Consider the following 25,230-nt stretch of genomic DNA (forward strand, 5'->3'; position numbering starts at 1 on the left):
AATGGGCTAAATTTAAGCTTTAAAGCGGCCCACTATGAAATACAAAGATCTTCGCGATTTTATTGAATTATTAGAGAAGCAAGGCGAGTTAAAACGTATTCATCAAGAAATTGATCCCTATTTAGAAATGACTGAAATTGCTGATCGCACCTTGCGTGCTAAAGGCCCTGCTTTACTGTTTGAAAATCCAAAAGGTCATGATATCCCAGTTTTAGCTAATTTATTTGGTACGCCTAAACGTGTAGCAATGGGCATGGGGCAAGATGATGTCAGTGAGCTTCGGGAAGTAGGCAAGTTATTAGCCTTTTTAAAAGAGCCCGAGCCACCAAAAGGCATTAAAGAAGCCCTTGGCCAAATTCCAGTATTCAAGCAAGTACTTAACATGCCTGCTAAAGAAATAAAAAAAGCGGTTTGTCAGCAAGTAATCATCGAAGGCGATGACGTTGATTTAACTAAATTACCCATTCAACATTGTTGGCCTGGTGATGCTGCCCCGCTTATCACTTGGGGCTTAACCGTCACCAAAGGGCCTTATAAAAAACGACAAAATTTAGGTATTTATCGCCAACAGTTACTGGGTAAAAACAAGATCATTATGCGTTGGTTATCACACCGCGGTGGCGCGCTGGATTTTCAAGAGTGGTGTAAAGAAAACCCTGGGCAACCTTACCCTGTGTCGGTGGCATTAGGCGCTGATCCCGCCACAATTTTAGGTGCCGTAACACCAGTACCGGATACCCTAAGCGAGTACGCTTTCGCAGGCTTATTACGAGGTAGTAAAACCGAAGTTGTAAAATCAATTTCTAATGACTTACAAGTACCTGCTAGCGCAGAAATCGTGCTTGAAGGCTATATTATGCCAGACGAAACAGCCCCCGAAGGCCCATATGGCGATCATACTGGCTATTACAACGAAGTAGATGACTTTCCAGTGATGACAATCACCCATATGACCCACCGTAAAGACCCTATTTATCATAGTACATTTACAGGCCGCCCACCTGATGAACCAGCGATTTTAGGCGTTGCATTAAACGAAGTATTTGTGCCAATTTTACAAAAGCAATTTCCTGAAATTGTTGATTTTTACTTGCCGCCAGAAGGGTGCTCTTATCGTATGGCAGTGGTCACTATGAAAAAGCAATATCCAGGGCATGCTAAACGAGTCATGATGGGAGTTTGGTCATTTTTACGTCAGTTTATGTATACCAAGTTTGTGATTGTTTGCGATGATGACGTCAACGCTCGCGATTGGAATGATGTGATTTGGGCTATTACAACACGTATGGATCCCGCTCGCGATACTACTTTGATTGAAAACACACCAATTGACTATCTCGACTTTGCCTCACCTGTCTCTGGCCTAGGCTCAAAAATGGGTATGGATGCGACAAATAAGTGGCCAGGTGAAACCACGCGTGAATGGGGTGAACCTATTGTAATGAATCAAGAAACCAAAGATCGTGTCGATGAACTTTGGGATAGCCTAGATATTCTCTAACTCACTAGCAAGAGACTGTAAACTCACTGTGCGGATATGCTACTATTGCTCAAATAAACTGCATCTCCGCTAATTTAAGGTAAAACATGCAAACATTACATGCTGAAGTTGTTGCTATCAGCCCATTAACTGAATTTGTTCATAAAGTCGTTTTAAAACCAGTAGAAAGCGTGACATTTGAAGCAGGTCAGTACCTGCAAGTTGTTTTAGGTGAAAAAGATAAACGCGCATTTTCTATTGCTAGTCGTCCTTCACAATCTGATCAGCTTGAGTTACACATTGGTGCCTCTGCTGCTGATTCATATGCAATGCAAACATTAGAACACTTGCGTGCTGCACACCAAGATAATAGCAAAGTAACGATTGAAACAGGCCTAGGTATTTCTCAACTTCGTTTACAGTGTGAGCGACCAATTATTTTGCTAGCTGGTGGTACAGGCTTTTCTTATGTAAAATCAATGGCAGATCATTTAAGTGAGATTGGCTGCGATCGCCCAGTGTTATTTTACTGGGGTGTACGTGACGAATCGGCTTTATATGCCCACCAGGAAATGCAAGCTTGGGCCGACAGCCGTGAAAACTTTAAGTTTATTCCCGTGGTTGAAAACCCAACTGATAGCTGGACTGGCCACACCGGTTACGTACATAAAGCTGTAATGAATGACATTGTCTCGCTAGCGCCATACGATATCTATATGGCTGGACGCTTTGACATGATAGGTATCGTTCGTGATGACTTCCTAGCCCATGGCGCAATCCGCGAAAATATGTATGCCGACGCATTCGCGTTTATCAAGTAATAAGACCCGATTAATGTAAAAGCACTGCTAGGTGCTTTTACATTTTCCCCAATACTCCCTTTCTTCAGCCTAGCCATAATTCAAATAACATAATAAAAATTTAACTTTGATAGCTGAAACCTATCAACTTAATCAACATAAACAATTTCACAAAAACCTATTCCTTAACCATACTTTGTATAACTAATTCATTGGGAGAGACCCAAAATGTTAAATACAAAAGTAAAAGATTTCATGCAACACAAGTTACCGTACATTACTCCTGCAACTGAAATGACAACGGCTATTGCTGAGCTACAAAAGTTTAAACTACTAGGTGCGCCAGTATTTGATGACAACAAACGCTTAGTTGGCTTTATTTCAGAGCAAGAGCTATTAAAGCCATTAATGCAAAATAGTTACTTCTGCGATGGTGTAGTGAAGGTATCTCAATTGATGCAAACTGAGGTAGTTACTGTTAACGGCGACAGCAATATTATTGAACTGGCTGAGCAAATGAAAACCGGTAAACCAAAAAACTACCCAGTGGTCGATGGGACTACTGTTATAGGTATGATTGGTCGTAGCGATATTTTAAAAGCGCTCTATGATAATTACCTAAGTTGTCAACAATAGCATTGGCGCACTTCTTAAATGCGCCTTGTCGTCGCTGTTATCGAGCAGCGGCAACGTACTTTAATTGCTGTTTATCAGCTTCACTGAGATAAGCAATTTCCAAAGCATTAACTTGCGCTTTTTCCATATCGGCTTGAGTTAAGCCCGCTGCCGGTGCAGCCACTTTGTACTCATGCTCAATTTCAATGCCTTCAACGGCAGGGTCGTCTGTATTAATACAGGCTAAAATACCATGATCTAAGAAACGTTTTAACGGGTGCACGTCTAAGCTAGTGACGGTGCTGGTTTGAATATTACTGGTTAAACATGATTCAATACCAATACGTTTATCGCGTAAGTAATCCATCAATGTAGCATCTTCAATTGCTTTTACACCATGACCGATGCGATTAGCGCCTAGGTCATTAATTGCTTGCCAAATACTAGCAGCGCCCAACGCTTCGCCAGCATGAATTGTTGCCGCCAGATACGCATCACCCACTTGCTTAAAGTGATCGACAAACAACTCACCAGGGAAACCAATTTCATCCCCAGCTAAATCAACGGCTACTAAATCATTTTTAAACGCGAGTAAGGCATCAAGCTCTTGCTGACAAATTTTGCTGCCATAAGTACGCGACATAATGCCAATCAGGTTTGCTTTCACAGTACTGATTTGAGTGGCGCTTTTAATGCCATCTACCACGGCTTCAACCACACCTTGAGGATGTAAACCTTGGCTCTGCGCCATATAGTACGGGCTAAAGCGTAGCTCTACATAATCCAAACCTTGAGCCTGTGCATCTTCAATGTTCTCAATGGCTATCCGGCGACATGCATCATAATCACCTAATACTGTGACGCCCCAATCTAGCTTTTGTAAAAATGCCATGAGATTTGGTTCAGGGTCAATTACCTGAACATGAGGGGTTAATGCTTCGACGTTATCGGCGGGCAATTGGATATTAAACTGACGCCCTAATTCCAATATTGTTTGCGCTCGCACATTGCCATCAAGGTGACGATGGATATCTAGCAGCGGGAGTTTTTTATTGATCATAGTTAGCACTCAGTCTATTTAATTTTCGCGCATAATACGCACTTAAATCGGTAATTCAAGTTTAGTTGATTTTGTTTGCAATACAGAGGTCATTTGTCATGGTTAATGTAGTGCCAAATTGTTTTAAATAGTTTTTCAGCATCAATTGGTTTAGTTAAGTAACCATCCATACCAATATTAATAGCCTTTTTAATATCCTCATCATGGGCATTTGCCGATAGCGCAATAATAGGCAGCTCACTCATACATAATTCATTGCGAATTACTTTTGTCGCTTGCAAACCATCCATATTCGGCATTTGAATATCCATAAGAACTAGGTCATATTTCGTTTCTGAAACTTTTTCTATTGCCTCAAAACCATCATTAGCAATATCAGCTATGCAATCTTTTGTTTTTAAAATAGCAGAGGCAACATGTTGATTCAGAGGATTATCCTCGACTAATAACAGCTTTATTCCTGCAAATGATAAAGCCTTAACATCAACCTCATTGTGCAAAGGAGCCAAATGCTGTGCTTGTGGCAAAGGTGAATTATTAGGTAATGAAAAACTAAAAGTGGAGCCTTGACCCTGCGCACTTTGCAACGAAATACTGCCCCCCATCAACTCCACCAACTTTTTACAGATACTCAAACCTAAACCTGTGCCACCAAACTGTCGCGATGTTGAACTATCGGCCTGTGAAAAAGGCTGAAAGAGTTGCTTTTGAGCACTAGGGCTAATCCCAATTCCGGTATCGGTAACGTTAAATATGGTACTGCTATCCTGTTGCCATACTTTTACTGTGATAGAGCCTGATGAAGTAAACTTAATCGCATTATTCAATAGATTAAGCAGTATTTGTTTTAACCGAATGGGATCCGTATTAAGTATAAGTTCAGCGCTTTTATCTATTTCAAGTTCTAAAGCCAATGATTTCACACCAACGTCAAATTGCACTAAATTCATCAACTCATCTGTCAGTTGATTTAAAGCAACCGGCTCTTGCACAAGTTCAAGTTTACCAGCTTCCATTTTGGAAAAATCTAACACATCGTTGAGCACTCTTAGTAAAACACTAAGAGCACCATCAGCTTGTTCAATATAACGTTTAGCTTGCTGCCAATCTTGTTGCTGTAATGCTAAATAATGCAGCCCTTTAATACCATTGATTGGGGTGCGAACCTCATGGCTCATATTAGCTAAAAATTGGCTTTTAATTTGGCTCGCTTCATCAGCTTTGCGCTTTTCTTCACGTAACGTACGCGTTTGCAAGGCCACTTGTTCCCTCACTTGGATATTAGTCCCCGTGACAGAAATTAAAAAAGTAATCAGCAACCAAACAAATAGCATACCTACAATTTGCGCAAGCCAGTATACAAGCCATGACTTTGGCCCCTTAGGCCCAAGTAGTTCAACCTGCCAAATACGCTTACCAATTAATAGTTGATACTCCTTAAGTAGCTCAAGCTCTTTACGAGGACTCATAAAAATAGCTTGTTTGGCTTGTTCATCAGTGACGTCATAAAAGTTTGCACTTACTTCACTATGGAGATCAAACTGTAAGCTATCTATTAGCCGAGAAAGGCTCACAACACCCACAACTAACCCTCTAAAATCACCTAAAGTATCTAAATCACCAAACACAGGAACGAAGAACAATACCGCTTTTTTATCTGGCACATTCTGCATTAGCTTAATTGGCTCACTGAGAACCAACTCATTCAGTGCTTTAGACATCAGCAGAGCTTTTCGGCGCTGCGCACTCGATGCTAAGTCAAAACCAATAATGTCCTCATTGCCAGCTAAGGGGTGTACATACCTAACGGGGAAATATTGCTCACGTTTAGCTGCTTTTTGCCAATACATTTGAGGAGACTTTTCTTTTATAAACTGAGCTTCGGCATTTTGCTGCCTCATCTGCTGTTGAAATTGCTCAACACCAGAAAATGGAACAACAGGCACCCATTCAAAAGCAATGATCTCTTTTTTATATTCAAGCTGTTGAGAAGTGAAACGTTTAAACTCGCTATAGCTAACTTCATCACCACTGGCAAAAAAGGTAGCGAGTAATGCCAAATGCCCAGAAATTTCATCTATTTTATGATTAATTTCAGATTGAATTTCGGCGACTTTCGCATTTTGCTTTTGTACGTCTTTTTCTTTTTTCACGCTTGCTGCAGCATAGAAACAAACGCTAATCACGAGATAAATAAGCAAGGAAGGAACGATAACCTGTAACCGGTGACGTATTTGCGCATAGTTAAAAGCGGCAAGTATCAGTGGTGTAAAAATTAACACCCCTATGCTATCTCCAATCCACCAAGCAATGAAGTTATCAAGAGCCAACTGAGTGGGGAGCACCTCATTGATCACAAGTAAACCAGTGCCTATACTTGCCGCGATAGTACAGCATACTGGCCCTGCCACAATTAAACTTTGTACACTGTGCTTTAACGATGATAAGTCTAAAGGGGCTTTGATCACTTTTGTGATAAGTAAACAACCTACCCAAGCTTGCAAGGTCGCAGCTAAAGATACACATAACGCTTGGAGGAATACTTGCCAATAAAGAACATCAGCAACGCCATTGAGGTGAATTAAATTGGTTAACAGTGCACCAAGCAGAACACCAAATGTAGCACGGCGGCCAACAAGCAAAAAGCTCGCAAGCGCAATACCAGAGGGAGGCCAAGAGGCAACGGCATAGCCATCAATAGCTAATAAGAGATTGCTAAAGTAACCTGTGCATAAGTAAGCAAACGCAAGACTGAAGCTTAATGTAAAAGTATTCTTCAATATCTTGGCGCTCCTATGCCTAATTAAGTAGTTATATGATTACAAATAAAGGTCGAGCGCTTTTTGTGGTTGTGCACTTTTACTATAACTAAGTTGCGCTTGCGCTAAATACTCGCGTTTATTACTTGGCGTCAATGCTTTATCAAACACTCGCGCAGCAAGGTCATACTCACCATGTGCATTTGCCAGACACGCCAATGCCAATAATAAGTCTTGGTTGTCCGGTTGCTTTTTCAGGGCATCTTGTAAGTTGGCTTGCAGTTTTAATGCATCACCCGGGGCAGATACTTTAAGTATTTGCGCAAGTTGATGCTGATCATCAGGCTTTTTCAGCATTTTTAGTAAAATCAGCTCTATTTCGCTTAAGCGCCCGCTTTTTGCCATAGCAGCTAAATATGCCGAGTCTGCTTTTGCTTTTAAGTGCTTACTTAACGATTGGTACTTTTCAGTGAGTTCAGTCTGAGCATTAAAATAAGCTGCGAATAATACATTCCATTGGCTATCAGTCAGTGCTTTTTTGCTTAATAAACGCGGCATAAACTGCTCAAGTGCAGACCATTTTTTCTGCTGTACCAGCACTTCAGCATATAACTTAAGCTCCAGCGCGCTGGCTTTTTTAGCCTCCGCTAATGCTTTTAATTCACCCGTAACAGTACTGCTATCACCACTGGCAAGCCAGAGCTTAGCAGCTTTGAGTTGATTATCAGGGCTGATATTATCTAGTTGCTCTATTGCTTTGCTAGAATCATTATTATGTAAAGCGGCTTTAGCGAGCATAGCATGGCGTAGATCTTGCCATGAATCCGTCACACGGTTGTTTGCTAATGCCAGCTCTAGCTGGTCGTAATCACCATTAACTAAACTCCAAATCCCTTGCTCAATCGCTGCTTGCTTACGCTCTTCGCTGCGGGCAAAAAAACGATGGCGAGTATTGCTGTATAAAGACCAAACATAACGAATAAGTTTATAAGTTAAATATAAACCCAGTGCGACAACTAAAAAGGTCGCACAAAAGGCAACTATTGAGCCTTCAATTGTCGTTTGATTAAACGAAATTAATACATAGCCCACTTCACCAATTAACATAGGTGATAAAGCAAGTAACACTGCAATGGCTAAAATTAGCAATATCAGGCGGATCATTGTGCCCACTCCTTGACCTGCTCGGTGCTTTGCAGTTTCACCTCAGGACTAAAGTGCATTTGCTCTTTGCTTAATTCACTCAACGCTTTGAGAGTACTCTGAGTAAGTGGCTCATCCTGTTTAAAATACTCTTTCACAATGATGTGTGCCTGACTAACAGCAGTAAAATAAATACTCGCCTGTTTGGTTAACAATGCATCTTGCGCTTGCGATAAGTACAAACTCAAACGCTGGTGAATTAAATGACGCTCTTGTTCTGTTAATAAAGGCTCGATAGACATATCTTCGCGTTGGCGAATTTTTATGAAATTGTCGGTAAATTGGTGCCATGAATTAAGTAAGTTTTGCTGCCAATCACTCACGTTTTCACTCAATGCATGTTGCTCGTCTTGCGCCACTTCTTGTGGTAAAGCCACAGCGTTGAATTCAAGTTTTTCAATTTGCTCAACTATACCATGCAGCTTTAAATAAATAGCTTCAACTGGCACACTTTGCACACTACTAAGTGCTTGTAAGTCTTGATGGATTGCTTGGCGAATAGCGCCTGTTCCAGGGTGCTCTGCAAGTAGTGAATCTAAGCGTGATAATACCGCACTTGCACCTTGGTAATCTTTTTCAGCCCAGAGTTTAAATTCAGCCATGCGCTGTAAGCTTGTAACCTCTTGTGGGTTTAAGCTATAGGCTTGTTGCTCTGCGCGTTGCAATGCACTGTCTAGTTGCTGCTGTGTTTTTTCACTGTTTTCTACCAGCGCCGCTGCTACTTTTTTCTCACTATTAAACAATGCCTGCTGTAGTGTTTGCTGCGCTTTTTTAACTGCATTTAATTCTTTATTTAACTGCTGGTTATCAGTCGTCAATTGATTCACTAACTGGGTGGCTTGCTGCTCAGAATTGAGCTTCTGATAGAACTGATAACCCGCTCCCGATGCCACAATGAGAGAAATAAGTAGCGCAAGGCTGCCTGTTTTGCTTATGCTTTGTTTGTTATTTGGCTGCATTGTTGATTCTTTTGTTGCAGCAGACGCAGACGACGCCTTTGTTGTTGGCTTCGCCGCTGCTGGTTTTACCTCTGCAGAGGTAGTTGGCTTTACATTTTCACTCATAGTATTACCTTGGCTGATGCAGGAATACATAGCGCTATCGCTCGCGCCTGCAGCAATGTGTATCTTTGCCGAGTCTAACTGTTGCTTAAGGTATTCACCAATTCGATTGCTCGCAACATAGAACTGACAGTGTCTTAACCATTGTAGTTGTTTTGACGAAAGTTGACGGAAAATAGCATCAACAGCCGCATTACTTGTTATGACTATACCTTCAACATCAATGCTTTGCCAGTGGTCTATCCAGTCTGTGGCATTTCCTTTAACAGGACCGCGTTGATAAACAACTAAACTATTTAAAAATGCCTCACGCTGCTTTAATGCTTGCGCTATAGTCGGCCGGCCATCTTTACCTTTGACCAAAACAATATTTTGCCCTGCCACTTGCTGCAACGACGTTAGTGCTAGCAACCCTTCTGAATCATGTTGTTTTGGCACAGCTGCTCGTACGCCAAAAGCTTGCCAAACAGCTTCTGCTGTTTGTTCGCCTACCGCGTAAAACTGTGCTTTAGTATTGATATCAGGTTTAAGTGCTAATAATGCAGTAACAGCATCTTGTGAAATAAAAATAATTTTATCGGCATTTAATAAGGGGGTTAATTGGGCGCTGTTAGGTTCAAGGGCGTTTATTTCTAGCACTGGAAATAAAGTCGCCTGATAACCCTCTTGCTCAAGTTGCTGCGCAAGACTGGCACCTTTTCCTTGTGGGCGAGTTATCAGGATATGTGGCATTTATGCGTCTCTGTATACGTCAGCTAAAATTTTATCTGCGCCCATTTCAAGTAGTTGCTCAGCTAATTGAGTGCCAAGCGTTTGTGCATCAACTGCTTTACCGCTGATTTCTGCACGCAATATTTCACTTCCATCAACAGCGCCTACTAAACCACGTAAATGAACTTGATCGCCATCAACTAATGCATAAGCACCAATTGGCACTTGGCAACCGCCTTCTAAACGACGATTCATAGCACGCTCTGCATTAACGCGAATACGTGTTTCGTTGTGCTCTAATGGCGCAAGCAATGCTTTTGTCACTTCATCATCAATACGACATTCAATACCCACAGCACCTTGACCATTTGCCGGAAGAGACACCTCTGGCTCAATAAATGCTTTAATACGGTCATGCATTTCAAGACGAATTAAGCCTGCAGCAGCTAAAATAATTGCATCATATTGACCGTCATCTAATTTAGCTAAGCGAGTATTTACATTGCCACGTAGATCACGAATGACTAAATCTGGGCGCAGCGCACGTATCTGGCACTGACGGCGTAAACTAGAGGTACCAACAATCGCACCTTGTGGCAACTGCTCAATATTCGCATGATTATTTGACACAAAGGCATCACGCGGATCTTCACGTTGGCAAATAGTGTGTAGTGCTAACCCTTCAGGAAATTCAACCGGTACATCTTTCATTGAATGTACGGCAATATCCGCACGGCCATCAAGCATTGCTTGTTCAAGCTCTTTAACAAAGAGGCCTTTACCGCCTATTTTGGCCAGAGGAGTATCTAAAATGATGTCACCTTGGGTTGACATAGGAACGAGCTCAACTTGGATATCACTATGAAAATGCTCAAGTTGCGCTTTAACAAACTCCGCTTGCCAAAGTGCTAAAGCACTCTTACGTGTGGCGATGCGAACGATATTTTTGTTTTCTGTTGCTTGTTTAGTCATGAAAAGGTCCAATGTTCTTTGCTAATCAAAAAATCGTTTAATCAGCTAAAATGCGAAATTCTTTTTGAGCAAGTAAATGGTCTTGTTCGTCAACCACGTCAACACGCCATTGTCCGGTTTGCTCAGGTAAAATATGTTTATTTGAATAAGTACGATAACGCGGCGAGGTAACATTAAGCTCAATACTTGCCATTACTTGGTTTTCATAACGCCAAATATGCCTAATTTGTTGACCTTGTAAGTTTTTCAACTCACTAAAAAAAGCCAAACTCTCGGTAAATTCAGAGAAGCGAATATCCGCTTTAAATACATTTACAGGTTCACGCTCAACCACATCTCGAGTTAAAACTGCGCGGCTTACTTTGTCAGTATCTATTTTAGCACCTAAAGCAACGCTGGCAATATGAGCTGTTGCGGCAAAGTTATCTTGGCTTACATTTGCTTGCGCAACCTCAATATTTTGCTCAATGGGTTCGGGTTCTTCAATGACAGCTTCATCTTGTGAAGAGTTGGCTTGCAGTGAAATTTCAGGCACAGCTTCAACCGTAGTATCGTTATCAATTACAGTTACTGGGGCTTGAGGCGAATCTAGAGGCTCTGAGGCCTGTGCATCATGCTGAGCAATGAGTGGCTCATCATCCTCTTCCTCAATTACTTCAAATGCTGAAATAAACTGGGCTGGTTCATCAGTGGCCGAATCGTTTTGTTCAGCATTAACAGAACCCATAAGACTATATGCAAAAACGATCAACGCCAGACCAACTAGTAACGCAACAGTTACAATTCGTCGCCAATGCCATTGATAAGTTACCTCGGGCACCGCAGTGCCTGCGCTTCTATTCATATTTGCAGTGATCACGATCTTTTGACTCATAATAGCCTCAATGCTTTAAAATAATTAATTTAAGCGAGCAATTAACCATTGGCGAATCGCCATAAGTTCTTCCCCACAGACCTGATGAGCCATAGGGTAATCTTGCCAACTTACATCCATGTTATGCGCTGATAAAACATCAAACGCACTTCGGCCCGCACTATGTGGCACTACATCATCTTGGCGACCATGAGCCATAAATACAGATAAACCCGTTTGCAGTGCTTCTTCGGTCAGCTTCTCTGGTACACACATATAAGTAGAGAGTGCCATCACACCAGCAAGCTTTTGCGGCAATCGCGGTGCTAAGTGTAGTGAAATTACACCACCTTGTGAAAAGCCTGCCAAAATAATTTTATCAGCAGCAATGCCATTATTAAGCTCTTGCTTAATAAGTTGCTCTACTTTAGCAGCAGATTCACGTACACCGGCCTCATCAGCACGCTTGTCTAAATCCATTGATTTAATATCGTACCAAGAGCGCATTGCCATGCCACCATTAATTGTAACAGGCTGTACAGGGGCATGCGGAAAAACGAACCTGATACCAAGTTCTTCAGGTAGTGCAAGCTGTGACGCAACAGGCAAAAAGCCCTCTCCTGAATCACCTAAACCATGCAGCCAAATCACCGTGGCTTTATGTTCACCTTTTGCTGGGTATTCTACAAACTCTAAACTCATAGTTCTGATTGCCACTCAACTGTTTGACCTGCTTGGCGCGTTGCTGCGTCATTCATAAACTGCCAAAACTCTGCACCGGAGCGGTTATCAATCCACTTATCACCTTGTAATTCAAAGTGATGACCATTAAATTTAGTTGCTACCCAAACTTGATGTAAAGGTGCCTGCTTGTTGATCACTATCTTAGAGCGATCAGCAAAAATAATTTCTAAAATACCTTCTGCTGATTCGTAATCTAGATCCGCTTCGCAATCATCAACCTGCTCTTCGATTGTGAACATAAGTGCTTCGGCTAATTGGTGATATTCATGGTCTGTCATTGTTATTTCCTTAACGGCATTAGGTACAATTTACATGCAGATAGTGTAACAGGAATAAAATCATCCGCGAATAGCTGCATTTTTTAGATATTCTGTTAATCTGCGATTATAAAGCCAGCAACGCGATTAATCTAATGAAAGAGATGCATCTTAAACAATTAAAACAACTTTCCCCAATTGCTGTACTACTTATCACACTCGCTGGTTGTGGGCAAAGCGGCCCATTGTATTTACCCGATGAAAAAGTAGAACCAAATCAACAACAAAAGCAAGCTTCAACTGAAGCAGTTAAACCATCATCAACAACCGAATCGAAACAGGACCAATAGATGGATTTTTTTGACTATAAAAATAATCAGCTGCATGCTGAAGACATCGCTGTCAATGAATTGGCAACACAATACGGTACACCATGTTACGTGTATTCACGTAAAACATTTGAACGCCATTATCTTGCCTTTGCCGAAGCTGCTAAAAATCATAAAAACTTAGTGTGTTATGCCGTTAAAGCAAATTCTAATATAGCCGTATTAAATGTATTAGCGCGTTTAGGCTCAGGCTTTGATATTGTATCTAAAGGTGAACTAGCTCGTGTAATTGAAGCCGGTGGCGATGCCAAAAAAGTGGTTTTTTCTGGGGTAGCAAAAACCGCAGATGAAATAGCGTATGCACTTAAGCTTGGCATAAAGTGCTTCAACGTTGAGTCTGTATCGGAGCTTGACCGTATTTCACAGGTTGCGACAGAACTTGATCTAATTGCACCTATTTCAATTCGTGTAAACCCAGATATCGACGCTAAAACGCACCCTTATATTTCAACAGGGTTAAAAGAAAATAAATTTGGCATAGATATTCTTACTGCTGTGAGTGTGTATCAATATGCAGCCTCATTACCAGGCCTAAAAATTACCGGCGTGGATTGCCATATAGGCTCACAACTTACCGAGATTAAACCATTCTTAGAAGCTTTAAATAAAGTATTAGCACTGATTGATGAGCTAAAAGTAAACGGTATCGTACTGAGTCATATTGATATTGGCGGCGGTCTAGGCGTGCCTTACAATGGAGAAACACCACCTCACCCTAGCGAATATGTAGCGCATATCACTGAACGTTTAGCAAACTACCAAGATTTAGAGCTTATATTTGAACCCGGCCGCGCTATTGCTGCAAATGCTGGTATTTTGGTCACTAAAGTTGAGTTTATAAAGCAAAACCAAGATAAGTATTTTGCCATTGTGGATGCTGGCATGAACGATATGCTGCGCCCATCACTTTACCAAGCGTGGCAAAATATTGTGCCTGTTTGCCCACACAGTGATAATACGCCAACTAATAATTTCGACATTGTTGGGCCAGTGTGTGAAACCGGTGATTTTTTAGGTAAAGATCGTATGTTAGCCTTAAAACAAGGCGACTTATTAGCACAGCTTAGTGCTGGTGCTTATGGCTTTACCATGAGTTCAAATTACAATTCACGCCCCCGCGTTGCCGAGATAATGGTAGATGGCGAACAAAGCCATTTGATCCGCGCGCGTGAAACCGTAGAAAGCTTATGGCAAGGCGAGAAAATTTTACCATAAACTTTTTGTAACCCGGCTGCTCTGTGGCATGATTAGCGCAGAGCAAATCCGAATTAGAGCGCTATGTTAGTTAATTTTTCTAAAATGCACGGCCTAGGCAACGATTTTGTTGTAATTGATAACATTACACAAAACGTTTTCTTATCACGAGATCAAATCAAAAAATTGGCAGATCGCCATTTTGGCATTGGCTTTGACCAACTGTTAATGGTCGAAGCGCCCTATTCTCCTGATCTCGATTTTCATTATCGTATTTTTAATGCTGACGGCAACGAAGTGGAACAATGCGGTAACGGAGCTCGCTGTTTTGCACGCTTTGTACGCATGAAAGGCTTAACCAATAAACACAAGGTAACGGTTTCTACCAAATCAGGTAACCTTACTCTTTATATTGAAAAAGATGGGCAAGTCACGGTTAATATGGGCCACCCTAATTTTGAGCCGAATAAAATTCCACTCAAAGCCAGCAAACGAGAGCTCACCTATATTATTCGTGCTGAAGAACACACCGTATTTAGTGGTGCAGTTTCTATGGGTAACCCGCACTGTGTATTAGAAGTCGATGATATAGAAACCGCTGATGTAAATACATTAGGCCCATTACTTGAAAATCATGAACGTTTTCCGCAGCGTGTAAACGTGGGCTTTATGCAGGTGATTTCGCAAGAACATATTAAACTAAGAGTATGGGAGCGCGGTGTCAGCGAAACCCTCGCCTGTGGTACTGGTGCTTGTGCTGCCATGGTTATTGGTCAGGTACAAAGCAAGCTAGCCACGACGGTACAGGTTGATTTACCTGGTGGCAGTTTACAAGTGCGCTGGCAAGGTGAAGGTCACCCAGTAAGAATGACAGGCCCTGCAGAGCACGTATTTGATGGACAAGTTGCCCTATGAGTAAAATAACCAAACAACAAGTTAGCGACTTTCTAGCTGATAATCCGGATTTTTTACTGCAAAACCCTGATCTTTTAACACAGCTTGAATTACAGCAACATGCTCAAGGCGCAACGTCTTTAGTGCATATTCAACAACGCCAGTTGCGTGAACACAATACCAAGCTAAAAGCGCAAATTGAGCAGTTAATTGAGCAAGCAACTGAAAACGAGTCTATTTATCGTCTATTTAGCCAATGTCACCGTCAGCTTTGGACTAATTACGATTTTAAAACACTCGCGATAAACCTGCGTAACATTATTTGCACCAACCCTGCAATCAGCGAGTGTCATTTAGTACGCTACGAAGCTAAATATGATGCACTAATCGAACATCGCCTAAAAGACACTGGTACTTACCTTGGTCGAGTTAGCCAGCAAGAGCGAGACTTATTATTTGCTGAGCAAACTCAATCAACTGCTTTGTACCTGATTTGCAACAACCAACATCCCGTTGCAATACTTGCCTTTGGTAGCCTTGATGCGAATCATTTTGAACCCGCCAAAGACAGCTTTTTTGTGCTTGAATTTGTACGCTCTTTACAGCTTAGATTATTGGAATTACAACTGGAACTAGCATGAGCGAGGAGCAACCTCCTGGTTTAGAGCAATTAACAGCGCAATTGAGCGAGCAATGGCTCACTCCTATCCAACTGTTTAGTGATTACTTACGGTTTGAAAAGCAGTACTCTGCGCACACCATTACCCAATATACCAGCCAGCTGCAATTTGCCGCGCACTATTTTAGCAAGCTATGTGATAACTGGCAGGACGTAAAAGGTGAACATATTCGCCGCTACAGCATGGCACTGCGCAGCAAACAACTCAGCGGTAGAACAATTAGCCTAAAACTCAGCTGCATACGTAGCTTGTATAAATTCCTTAAGTCTAAAAACATTACCCAGCAAAGCCATTATCACAACCCAGCAGAAGCGATAAAAGGCCCAAAATTCGCGAAACCCTTACCAAAAAATCTCGATGTTGATCAAATGGCCCGGTTATTAGAAATTAATGATGATGACCCCCTCGCTATCCGCGATAAAGCAATGATGGAATTAATGTATTCATCAGGGTTACGCATTAGCGAGTTAGTTGGCGCTAACATGCATGATATTAACCGCAGCGAAGGTGAAATACTGGTGCGCGGTAAAGGCAATAAAGAACGCTTATTACCTGTGGGCGGCAAAGCCCTTGATGCATTAAATTACTGGTTAAAGTTACGCCCGCAATTTGCAGGCCCTGATGAGCCAGCCGTGTTCGTCAGCAGTAAAAAATGCCGAATATCAGTGCGCCAAGTACGATTACGGATGCAACAATGGGGTATTAAGCAAGGTATTAGCAGCCAAGTGCACCCGCATAAACTGCGTCACTCATTCGCCTCACATATTCTTGAATCTTCAGGCGACTTAAGAGCCGTACAAGAACTTTTAGGGCATAGCAGTTTGTCTGCGACACAAGTGTATACCCATTTAGATTTTCAACATTTAGCTAAGGTGTACGATAACACTCACCCCCGCGCTAAAAAACGCCAGAATACCGATTAAAAGGAAACGTATGATCCGTTTTAACCGTGCTATATCACCCATAAAAGTATTGAGTTTTGATTTAGACGACACGCTTTATAACAATCACCCCATTATTAAAGCCGCGGTGCAAGCACAAATTGATTACTTAAACGCGTTACCTGACTGGCAAGCTCAAGGTAAGCAATATTGGCAACAATGTAGAGAGCAAGCTGTAAAGCAAAACCCAGCGCTCGTTGATAACGTGACCCAATGGCGCAAAGATACCCTACAATTAGGGTTAGCAAAACTGGGTTACCAAGGCGAACAACTTAAGCTACATACCACTGCTGCGTATCAAGCGTTTGCTGACGCTCGCAGCCAAATAACCGTAAGTAATGATGTTTTAGAACTACTCTCACAACTTAGTAAGCATTATCGTTTAATTGCTATTACAAATGGCAATGTTGAAATAGAGCGCTTTAATCTAAACGGCGTCTTTGAGCTGGTACTACAAGCCGGAATGCATGGCAAAGCAAAACCCCACCCAACCATGTTTGAACAAGCTTGTTCGCATTTAAGCGTAGTACCTGAGCAAATTTTACATATTGGTGATAGTTTAGATACTGATGTGCACGGCGCTCATAACGCTGGCTGTCAATCACTGTGGCTAAGCGATCAACCTACACAATATGCGTACCGTGGTTTACCTGATGTAGAAATAACAAATATTCACGCGCTTAAATATTTTTTACGCTAAAGGAGCTAAACATGGGCAGGGGTTATTACACTAAATTAATTAGTTTTTTATTATTACTCTCAGTTGCACTCAATGCCTATTTACTTTGGCCTAAACCAACTAAAACGCAGGCGCAAACTGTTACATCAACTAAAACAAAACCGATACTAAAACGCAGTGTAGAATCAACTAGCCCAGAGTACCAACAGGCCATTAACCAGTTCCAAAAACGACAATTTACTGCAGCTGTAGCAAGCTATCAACAACTGAACAACTCACACCCTCTAGAAGCTGAACAGCTTTATTTTAGTTGGTTAGACACACTTGATAGCTGGCTGCTTAATAATGAACTAACAATCAGTGAAGCCTTTTTATACGCATTTTTAAGCAGTTTTCCCTATGATATAAAAATGCTGCAATTAGAGGTTGAGCGCTTAGTTAAAAACCAGCAGCCTCATCAAGCTATCGTGGCACTTTTTACTCTACAACCTATGGCGAATGAAGCAGAGCAAGCCGCTATCTCGATGCGTTTAACGCAATTAACTCAAACCCAAATAAAAACCCTAAGTAAGCGAGAGGCATGGCAAGAAATAGTTAATCAAACAGCTGTGTGGCTAGATTACAGCAGTGAAAATCCCTATCACTTAATGGCACAAGCAAATGCATTTTATCAACTGGGTGATTTAGTCAGCGCGCAGAGTAACCTAGATAGGCTAGATGAAGAGCACCCGCTCAAATCCCAAGCAAGTGAACTACAAGCTTTAATTAACAATGCTTATTCAGAAGTCGACTTAGTACCACTGACTAAACACGGAGCACATTATTTACTTGATATTACCGTGAATGACGCACTAAATACGCAATTAATGATTGATACCGGCGCCAGCCTCACCGTTTTACCGCAAACAGTGATTGATGCTCTTTACCCAACGCCTGAATATTTAGGCACCATGATGGTAAACACAGCTAACGGAAAAGCCACTGCACAGCGCTACCGCATTGAATCAATTAAAATTGGTCAACAAGTACTAACTAATTTTGATATTTTAGCAATTAGCCAACATTCAGGGCACGGCTTACTAGGGATGAACTTTTTGCAGTATTTTAAATTTAATATTAATCAACAAACAAATCAGCTAGAGTTAGACAAACAATAAATTAAGGATAGCTATGAACCTCAACGATTTTCTCAGCAATTTAGCCAATGACCCGCAAAGTATTGCATTTACCGACACAATGGCTGCGATTGATAACAACTACACATTTACGCCATCAGGTTTTAATAATCATGGGTTGGTCAGTGGTGCTAATGAAAATAATGGTTCATGTAAAATCTTTGCCTTCGCGAAACTAAATCAGCTTAGCAAACAAAATACCTTAGATTGCTTTGGCGCTTTTTATCGCGATGAGGTCTTAGGCAATCCAGATGGCGAAGACCACATGAATATTCGCACTTTTATGCTTGCGCCAGAAGCTACTCCATTTTTAGGGATCACTTTTGATGAAAAGCAGGTCCTTGCGAGCAAAAATTAAAGTACTTTCTCCATAAAGTAACGAGCACCATCGAGTGGGTAGTCATCCATTTGGTATTTAACACGATAGCCGTTTTTTCGTAAAACGGCTTCGCTTGAAAATCTAGCGTATCAAGCTGCGCAACAATTGCACCGTGCTCTACAGCGGCTAATTCCATTTCATTCAGTAGCTGCTTGGCAAAACCACAACCTCTAAATCTCTCATCACACCAGAGCCAACTGATTAATAACCAATTACCAAAAACGTGCCCTGAAATTCCTGCCACCAAGTCCGTTTTTTCAATTATCTTAAAGCCCAAAGGAATGCGCTCTGCATTAAAATGTGTGCTGTTGAATGCGACTATTTCTGAGCGTAGCTGAGCACTTAGCTCAATGGAATCGTCTTTAACTAAGGTATACATTTAAACCTATAAAATCTTAATCTCAGTACAAATGGTTTTTCCCATAAGGAACCTCGAGCATATTACTTTCAGCTTTTTCAGGTTGACCGCACATTTCATCATATGCACTGGTATGGCGTAACACCATTTGCACGTAGCTTAAATGCTCTAATCGCTTTTGAATATGTAATGGGCTCAGGCCACGAATAAACTCACCGTGCTCATCTGTGACATAATATTCCACATTATTGATCATTACAGAAACCTGATAAAGCGCCATTTCAAGTGAGTGAACGATCACTTTTTGGATAGGCTGGTGATTAGCCAACTCTGATAATTTAATCGCCATAGTCTTACTCTTTTGCATAGTATCGTTAGGCTCAATACGTGGCTTTGTTATACTTTGATCAATTAAAATTCTTAATAACACTTATGACTGACAAAATCCGTCTTGCCAAATACCTCGCCCACGCGGGCTTATGCTCTCGCAAACAAGCATCGAGACTCATTGATCAAGGCGTAGTCACAGTAAATAACCGTGCGGCAAACCATATCGATCATGTTGATGATAATGATTTGATTCTGGTTAATGATTGCCGAGTACAAGGCAAAGCAAAACACGTCTATTTTGCTTACCATAAACCCATAGGTATCGACTGCAAACTAAATAAAACCGACCCCAGCAGTTTAATCCACCACTTACCTAAAACAACACGTGTTTACCCTATCGGGCGATTAGATAAAGACTCAAGAGGCTTACTTATTTTGACCAACGATGGTGAATTTTGTAATCAACTCATTCACCCTGACTTCCACCAGCCCAAACGCTATATTGTTAAAGTAGATAAACCACTGGATGATAACTTTTGCCACAAGATGGCAAGTGGAGTCCCTGTTGATAAACAAATCACCTTACCTTGTATTGTAGAAAAGACCGCAGATGATCAGTTCACTATCATCTTAAAACAAGGGCTAAACAGGCAAATTCGTAAAATGGCACATTACTGTGGTTATCGGGTTATTGATTTATACCGTGAACAAATTAGTGAGCTTAATTTAGCGACTCTCAACCTTGCTGAAAATAGCTACCTTAAAATTAGCAAATCCGACATTTTAAAAAATTAATCACTTTTTATACAAAAGCAGTTGCAAAAACTGATTACAAGTGTAATCCTAAATAAAAGATTACACTTGTAGGCAACACCTTCATGATCGAATTATCAAAAGCAGAATTTGAAGTGCTTGATGCACTTTGGCAAGACTACCCAGCAACAGCAAGTCAAATCATTGCACGCTTAAGCGATGAAAAGCAATGGCATGAAAAAACCATCAAAACATTACTAGGCCGTTTAGTTAAAAAAGGTGCACTGAGCTTTGAAAAAGAAGGCCGCCAGTATATTTATAGTCCTTGCATGGAGCGCGCTGAATACACGTTAAAAGAAAGCCAAAACTTTATAGAACGTTTTTTTAGTGGCCGTATAGCACCGCTGGTTAGTGGCTTTGCTAAGTCCGAACAGCTTTCTCAACAAGACATCAACGAACTTAAAAAAGTGATTGATGACTGGGAAAAACAACAAAAGTAAGGGCCCAACCATGTTAGAAAGCGCGTTTAACTGGCTTATTGAGCAGCAGCTATTAGTAACCACTTTAATTCTGAGTTTACTCATTCTAGAGCGCTATTCATTGAAATGGCTTAGTGCAAATTTTGTTTATAAATTATGGTTATTGGTGCCGCTTTCACTGCTACTGGTTAACTTACCAGAACATTATAAGCCAATTCAAAATACGGCAATGAGTACGATGTTGATTACACCGAATCAACATATAAACAGTCACTTCAGCATTAGCTGGGTATTACTGTATACCATGGTATTTTGCTTTTTAGCGGTAATCGCGGTTATGACACACAAGCAATTTATAAAACAGCTAAAACTGGCTCCTTTGCATAATAGGCAATTAGCTGAGCAAACCCCTAATATTGCGCTATTGCAAAGTGACACGGTAAATACACCGATGGTAATCGGCCTATTAAACACACAACTTGTACTGCCAACGGGATATTTACAAAAAACGGACCCTGCATCTCTTGCATTGATAATCGAACACGAACAAGTCCACATAAAACGCAGAGACAACTTACTTAATATGGTGTGCTTATTAGCCACCCTCATATTTTGGTTTAACCCAATTGCATGGCTTGGTTACATGAGCTTTCGTCGCTTACAAGAGCTCTCATGCGATGAAACCGTACTTGCGACAAAGAATACACGCCAACGGATTTTATACAGCAAAGCCCTCATTAATTGCGCGGCTAATACCCGCACAGGTTTGATGGCCTATTCACACTATGGAGATAAAAACACCATGTTACAACGACTCAAGCAAATTAAACACAACGGTAATAGTTCATTCGTTGCCAAGGGGGCATTACTGATTTTTGCCGCAGGCATGCTCAGTAGTTTTGCCAGCGCAAAACAACCAGAAGCCAAAACAGACAAACATTCAATTTCGCCTATTATGAGAATTGAACCTGTTTACCCTATCGAGGCAGCAAAGCAAGGTATTAGTGGCTCAGTGGTTTTGAAATACGATATCAGCCCAACAGGAAAGACTGAGAACGTATCCGTTGTTAATGCAAAACCCGCAGGTGTATTTAACCGCGAGGCAAAAAAAGCATTAATGGAATGGCAGTATAAGTCTTCAAACACAGGCTTCAAAGATGTGTTAGTGCAATTAGACTTCGCGATAGATAAGCATTATAAATCAGAAGATCTCATTGAAAAAGTGACTGTTGCTGCTAAGTAGGCATTCGAACCAGAAGACCCTAAAGCAAGCGCCTTATTTAAGCCGCTTGCTTTGGCGTTTTTCAATTCATAAAAAATTAAATAAAAAAGCCGCCATTACTTATCAAGCAATGGCGACTAACAATAACATCAGTTTCACTATAGCTCAGTATCACCACTTTGAAACTGTGACAAATTGTCGCAGCTGATATATTTTCATCTTACCCATTATTAGTTCGCAATCTATCTACTCTCCTGATAATTTAGCTTTCTCTTAAATACACTGTATTCATTATGACTTGGATATTTTTTACTTTTTTAGCCGCCTTTATGCAGGCATGGCGAAATGCTCTGCAAAGTAAGCTCAGTACTGATATGAGTTTGGCGGGTGTTACCCTCTCTCGATTTATTGTAGCCAGCCCCATAGCTGCAATTTACCTTTATTCTTTGTATCAATATCAACCGGCTTCCTTTCCTAGTTTTAATCATAAATTTTGGCTTTTCATTCTTGGCGCTAGCTTTATGCAAATTTTAGCTACAGGGTTAATGGTTAAACTCTTTAAAATGAATAATTACGCTGTCGGTGCAGGTCTTGCTAAAAGCGAGGCGCTCGTTGCAGCTATCTTAGGCGTATTATTTTTCGGCTCAACACTGAGTTTACTTGGTTGGCTTGGTGTATTTATCGGTGCAATAGCGGTGCTATTACTTAGTGGCATTGCCAAGGTTAAACAGTTTAACTTAACTACGGCATTAATCGGTTTAGCGTGCGGTAGCTGCTTTGCTTTGACATCTTTATGGGTGCGTGAAGCCAGCTTAAATTCAGGCTTACTGTTTCCACATTCGGCAGCATGGGTATTACTGTTTGTCATTGGTCTGCAAAGCTTGATATTACTCGTTTACCTACTAATTAAAGAGCCGCAAACAATTAAACAGATGTGGCACTACAAAAAAATGGTTTGTTTAGTCAGCTTTTTTAGCTGCATAGGTTCAATTGGTTGGTTTAGCGCAATGAGTTTACAGCATGTGGCGTATGTTAAAACGCTTGGTCAGGTAGAGGTATTTTTTACTATGCTAATTGCTGTACTTTGGCTAAAACAACCTCTTAAACGCCAAGACAGCGCAGGGCTTTTATTAATTGCCATTGCGGCAATTTTAGTGATGCTGCCAGCATAAATAGGCGGTTATCAAAATAACCGCTTATTAAGTATTAATGACTAATTTTCAAAGTGATCACACCACTTATAATCATGAGTACACCCGCAATACGGCCGAATGTCGCGGCATCGTTATAAAATAAAATACCTACTAGGAATGTACCTGCGGCACCAATCCCTGTCCATACGGCATATGAAGTGCCCATAGATATATCACGCTGGGCGAGCCATAACATAAAGCCGCTAGCGACCATAAAAGCAACCGCAATACCAATCCCCAACCAGCGATTCTCGCCCTCTTGTGACATTTTCAAACCAACTGGCCAACCTATTTCAAGCAAACCCGCGATAATCAAATAAATCCACGCCATTAATTTTCTCTCTTTTTCAATATTACATCATACAGATCTTCACGACGATCTTTTAAGTTACGCACCGTACCTTCGCTATGAAGAATTTTCAGCTTATCCATATCCAAATCACTAAACAACAACATTTCAGTGTTTGGTGTGGCTTCGTTTAAAGTGGCATCATGCGGGAATGAGAAATCAGACGGGGTTAATACCGCTGATTGCGAATATTGTACATCTAAACTTTCTACCTCAGGTAAGTTACCAACAGAGCCTGCTATTACCACATAACACTCATTTTCAATCGCACGCGCTTGCGCACAGTGACGCACCCGTAAATAGCTATTTTTGGTATCTGTCCAAAATGGTACAAATAGAATGTCTAATCCTTGCTTAGCTAAAATTCGCGATAACTCAGGGAACTCAACATCATAACAAATTTGAATACCAACGCGCCCTGCGTCAGTATCAAATACGGCAATTTTATCACCCCCTTGAATCACCCAGTCATTTTGCTCATGCGGTGTTATATGAATTTTACGCTGCTCATCAATTTTACCACTGCGGTGACACAAGTAACTCACATTATAAATTTTATCGCCTTCAGCCAGGGGCATAGAGCCAGTTATAATATTTGCATTATATTCAATCGCCATACGTGACATCGCGTCACGGAATGTCTCTGTATATTCGGCTAAGTAACGAATTGCTTCGGTTTGATTGCTTTGTTCAGTCAACCCCATTAGAGGCGCATTAAAAAATTCAGGGAATAGAATAAAATCACTTTTATAATCAGAAACCGTATCAACAAAGTATTCGACCTGCTTTAGCAGCTCATCAACTGACTCCACACACCGCATTTGCCACTGTACCGCTCCAACTCGCACAATTGACTTAGTCGATTCAAGTACTGTATCAGTGGGTTCGAACATGATGTTATTCCACTCAAGCAAGGTGGCATAGCCTACTGACTCTTGATCCTCAGGCAGATACTTTTTGAGTAACCGTTTTACTTGAAAGTCATTCGATAATTGGAAGCTCAAAATAGGGTCGTATAATTCTTTATGATCAACCTTTTCGATGTACTGCGTCGGCGTCATCTCACTGCTATAATTGTAATAACACGGAATACGCCCCCCAGCTAAAATGGCACGTAAATTATACTGACGACATAGCTCTTTACGAGCATCATAAAGCCTACGCCCTAAACGCATTCCCCGGTGGGTGGATGAAATAACCACGTCTAGGCCGTATAATGCATCCCCTTCTGGATCACTAAATACGCGATCATGGCCATCAACAATATCTTCATAAGTATGTGGATTTGAAAACCGCCCGTAATCTACTTGCACACTCAACGCAATACCGACCAAGACTCCGTCGTCAACCATACCTAATTGACCTTCAGGAAATTGATCAATTAATCTAAAAATAGTGTGAGTTGGCCATGCCCCCCCCAGATCGGGATAGGCTTGATCCATTAAGGTCTTAATTTGTGGGTACTGCTCTTTGGTTAAGTTACAAATTTCTAAATGGGTTTTTTCTGCCGACATACACAACTCCTTGAGGTGCAATACATAGTTATTTTGCCTACCTGTCATTTAAACAGCTTATACCTACAAGGTATAATTATTTGTTTTCTTATTGATACAATAGTGTAATTGAAAGGTCCTGAATAGCCGCTTATAAAAACACAGCCACTGCCCCTGTGGAACACAAAACAATGGCCGTCATTATAT

The 25,230-nt window shown here is 41.1% G+C and carries 26 protein-coding genes and 1 pseudogene; 15 read left to right on the forward strand and 12 right to left on the reverse strand.

All coding sequences use genetic code 11. The features are described 5' to 3' along the window. Positions 1-34 precede the first annotated feature (34 nt). The 3 genes from ubiD to B5G52_RS02945 all read left to right on the forward strand — a co-directional run bounded on the left by ubiD (position 35) and on the right by B5G52_RS02945 (position 2,916). Positions 35-1,501 (forward strand): 4-hydroxy-3-polyprenylbenzoate decarboxylase, encoded by a 1,467-nt coding sequence (gene ubiD / locus B5G52_RS02935; RefSeq protein ID WP_087531207.1) that lies wholly within the window; start codon positions 35-37, stop codon positions 1,499-1,501. A gap of 86 nt (positions 1,502-1,587) precedes the next feature. After that, entirely contained in the window at positions 1,588-2,301 is a 714-nt protein-coding gene (gene fre / locus B5G52_RS02940; RefSeq protein WP_087531208.1) for an NAD(P)H-flavin reductase, read from the forward strand. Positions 2,302-2,508: 207 nt separating this feature from the next. After that, positions 2,509-2,916, forward strand: coding sequence for a CBS domain-containing protein (locus tag B5G52_RS02945; RefSeq protein ID WP_087531209.1), 408 nt, complete (start codon positions 2,509-2,511; stop codon positions 2,914-2,916). 37 nt (positions 2,917-2,953) lie between these two features. Here B5G52_RS02945 and add read toward each other — a convergent pair whose 3' ends face one another. The 8 genes from add to cyaY form a co-directional block, all read right to left on the reverse strand. Then, entirely contained in the window at positions 2,954-3,955 is a 1,002-nt protein-coding gene (gene add / locus B5G52_RS02950) for an adenosine deaminase (protein ID WP_087531210.1), read from the reverse strand. 89 nt (positions 3,956-4,044) lie between these two features. Next, positions 4,045-6,735: a CHASE domain-containing protein gene (locus B5G52_RS02955; protein WP_087531211.1), complete on the reverse strand. Its 2,691-nt coding sequence runs from the start codon at positions 6,733-6,735 to the stop codon at positions 4,045-4,047. A 39-nt stretch (positions 6,736-6,774) separates the two neighbouring features. Continuing rightward, positions 6,775-7,878, reverse strand: coding sequence for a heme biosynthesis HemY N-terminal domain-containing protein (locus B5G52_RS02960; protein ID WP_087531212.1), 1,104 nt, complete (start codon positions 7,876-7,878; stop codon positions 6,775-6,777). Further along, positions 7,875-9,710 carry a uroporphyrinogen-III C-methyltransferase gene (locus tag B5G52_RS02965; protein WP_087531213.1) on the reverse strand — a complete coding sequence of 612 codons (1,836 nt, stop codon included), beginning with the start codon at positions 9,708-9,710 and terminating at the stop codon, positions 7,875-7,877. Before B5G52_RS02965 ends, B5G52_RS02960 begins: the two co-directional genes overlap by 4 nt. Further along, complete coding sequence (gene hemC / locus B5G52_RS02970) at positions 9,711-10,661, reverse strand: hydroxymethylbilane synthase (RefSeq protein WP_087531214.1); 951 nt, start codon at positions 10,659-10,661, stop codon at positions 9,711-9,713. It lies immediately after the preceding gene. Positions 10,662-10,698: 37 nt separating this feature from the next. Next, entirely contained in the window at positions 10,699-11,535 is an 837-nt protein-coding gene (locus tag B5G52_RS02975; protein ID WP_087531215.1) for a DUF2914 domain-containing protein, read from the reverse strand. Between the two features lie 24 nt (positions 11,536-11,559). Further along, entirely contained in the window at positions 11,560-12,216 is a 657-nt protein-coding gene (locus B5G52_RS02980) for an alpha/beta hydrolase (protein ID WP_087531216.1), read from the reverse strand. Continuing rightward, positions 12,213-12,536: an iron donor protein CyaY gene (gene cyaY, locus B5G52_RS02985; RefSeq protein WP_087531217.1), complete on the reverse strand. Its 324-nt coding sequence runs from the start codon at positions 12,534-12,536 to the stop codon at positions 12,213-12,215. The genes B5G52_RS02980 and cyaY overlap by 4 nt, the downstream gene beginning before the upstream one ends. Positions 12,537-12,670: 134 nt before the next feature. Here cyaY and B5G52_RS02990 point away from each other — a divergent pair, with 134 nt between their 5' ends. The 8 genes from B5G52_RS02990 to B5G52_RS03025 all read left to right on the forward strand — a co-directional run bounded on the left by B5G52_RS02990 (position 12,671) and on the right by B5G52_RS03025 (position 18,825). Beyond that, a complete protein-coding gene (locus tag B5G52_RS02990) occupies positions 12,671-12,865 on the forward strand; it encodes a lipoprotein (RefSeq protein ID WP_087531218.1) in 195 nt (64 codons plus the stop codon). Continuing rightward, positions 12,866-14,119 carry a diaminopimelate decarboxylase gene (lysA, locus tag B5G52_RS02995; RefSeq protein ID WP_087531219.1) on the forward strand — a complete coding sequence of 418 codons (1,254 nt, stop codon included), beginning with the start codon at positions 12,866-12,868 and terminating at the stop codon, positions 14,117-14,119. A gap of 63 nt (positions 14,120-14,182) precedes the next feature. Beyond that, positions 14,183-15,013 (forward strand): diaminopimelate epimerase, encoded by an 831-nt coding sequence (gene dapF / locus B5G52_RS03000; RefSeq protein ID WP_087531220.1) that lies wholly within the window; start codon positions 14,183-14,185, stop codon positions 15,011-15,013. Continuing rightward, entirely contained in the window at positions 15,010-15,633 is a 624-nt protein-coding gene (locus B5G52_RS03005) for a DUF484 family protein (RefSeq protein WP_087531221.1), read from the forward strand. The genes dapF and B5G52_RS03005 overlap by 4 nt, the downstream gene beginning before the upstream one ends. Then, positions 15,630-16,595, forward strand: coding sequence for a tyrosine recombinase XerC (locus tag B5G52_RS03010; protein WP_087531222.1), 966 nt, complete (start codon positions 15,630-15,632; stop codon positions 16,593-16,595). The genes B5G52_RS03005 and B5G52_RS03010 overlap by 4 nt, the downstream gene beginning before the upstream one ends. A 10-nt stretch (positions 16,596-16,605) precedes the next feature. After that, positions 16,606-17,313: an HAD-IA family hydrolase gene (locus B5G52_RS03015; RefSeq protein WP_087531223.1), complete on the forward strand. Its 708-nt coding sequence runs from the start codon at positions 16,606-16,608 to the stop codon at positions 17,311-17,313. Between the two features lie 11 nt (positions 17,314-17,324). Then, entirely contained in the window at positions 17,325-18,449 is a 1,125-nt protein-coding gene (locus B5G52_RS03020; protein WP_087531224.1) for a TIGR02281 family clan AA aspartic protease, read from the forward strand. 13 nt (positions 18,450-18,462) lie between these two features. Next, positions 18,463-18,825: a HopJ type III effector protein gene (locus tag B5G52_RS03025; RefSeq protein WP_087531225.1), complete on the forward strand. Its 363-nt coding sequence runs from the start codon at positions 18,463-18,465 to the stop codon at positions 18,823-18,825. On the opposite strand, the pseudogene B5G52_RS03030 reads toward B5G52_RS03025, so the two are convergent. Beyond that, a pseudogene (locus B5G52_RS03030) lies at positions 18,822-19,225 on the reverse strand (GNAT family N-acetyltransferase). The gene B5G52_RS03025 and the pseudogene B5G52_RS03030 sit on opposite strands and share 4 nt — an antisense overlap. A 22-nt stretch (positions 19,226-19,247) precedes the next feature. Beyond that, positions 19,248-19,553, reverse strand: a complete 306-nt coding sequence (locus B5G52_RS03035) for a DUF6482 family protein (protein WP_087531400.1) — start codon at positions 19,551-19,553, stop codon at positions 19,248-19,250. Between the two features lie 83 nt (positions 19,554-19,636). Between B5G52_RS03035 and B5G52_RS03040 the strand changes: the two genes are divergently transcribed. The 4 genes from B5G52_RS03040 to B5G52_RS03055 all read left to right on the forward strand — a co-directional run bounded on the left by B5G52_RS03040 (position 19,637) and on the right by B5G52_RS03055 (position 23,160). Next, positions 19,637-20,329: a pseudouridine synthase gene (locus B5G52_RS03040; RefSeq protein ID WP_087531401.1), complete on the forward strand. Its 693-nt coding sequence runs from the start codon at positions 19,637-19,639 to the stop codon at positions 20,327-20,329. Positions 20,330-20,412: 83 nt separating this feature from the next. Beyond that, positions 20,413-20,787 (forward strand): BlaI/MecI/CopY family transcriptional regulator, encoded by a 375-nt coding sequence (locus B5G52_RS03045; protein ID WP_087531226.1) that lies wholly within the window; start codon positions 20,413-20,415, stop codon positions 20,785-20,787. 10 nt (positions 20,788-20,797) lie between these two features. Continuing rightward, positions 20,798-22,009, forward strand: coding sequence for a TonB family protein (locus tag B5G52_RS03050; protein ID WP_087531402.1), 1,212 nt, complete (start codon positions 20,798-20,800; stop codon positions 22,007-22,009). A 272-nt stretch (positions 22,010-22,281) separates the two neighbouring features. Beyond that, positions 22,282-23,160 (forward strand): DMT family transporter, encoded by an 879-nt coding sequence (locus tag B5G52_RS03055; protein ID WP_087531227.1) that lies wholly within the window; start codon positions 22,282-22,284, stop codon positions 23,158-23,160. 34 nt (positions 23,161-23,194) lie between these two features. On the opposite strand, the gene B5G52_RS03060 is transcribed toward B5G52_RS03055, so the two are convergent. Both B5G52_RS03060 and B5G52_RS03065 read right to left on the reverse strand, forming a co-directional pair. Next, a complete protein-coding gene (locus tag B5G52_RS03060) occupies positions 23,195-23,512 on the reverse strand; it encodes a multidrug efflux SMR transporter (protein ID WP_087531228.1) in 318 nt (105 codons plus the stop codon). Beyond that, the gene (locus tag B5G52_RS03065) at positions 23,512-25,044 is read right to left on the reverse strand and encodes a carbon-nitrogen hydrolase family protein (RefSeq protein ID WP_087531229.1); all 1,533 of its coding nucleotides are present in this window, start codon (positions 25,042-25,044) and stop codon (positions 23,512-23,514) included. The genes B5G52_RS03060 and B5G52_RS03065 overlap by 1 nt, the downstream gene beginning before the upstream one ends. Positions 25,045-25,230 lie beyond the last annotated feature (186 nt).

The sequence above is a fragment of the Pseudoalteromonas sp. A601 genome (genome assembly GCF_002165575.1).
In the GTDB taxonomy this organism is placed as follows: Bacteria; Pseudomonadota; Gammaproteobacteria; order Enterobacterales; family Alteromonadaceae; genus Pseudoalteromonas.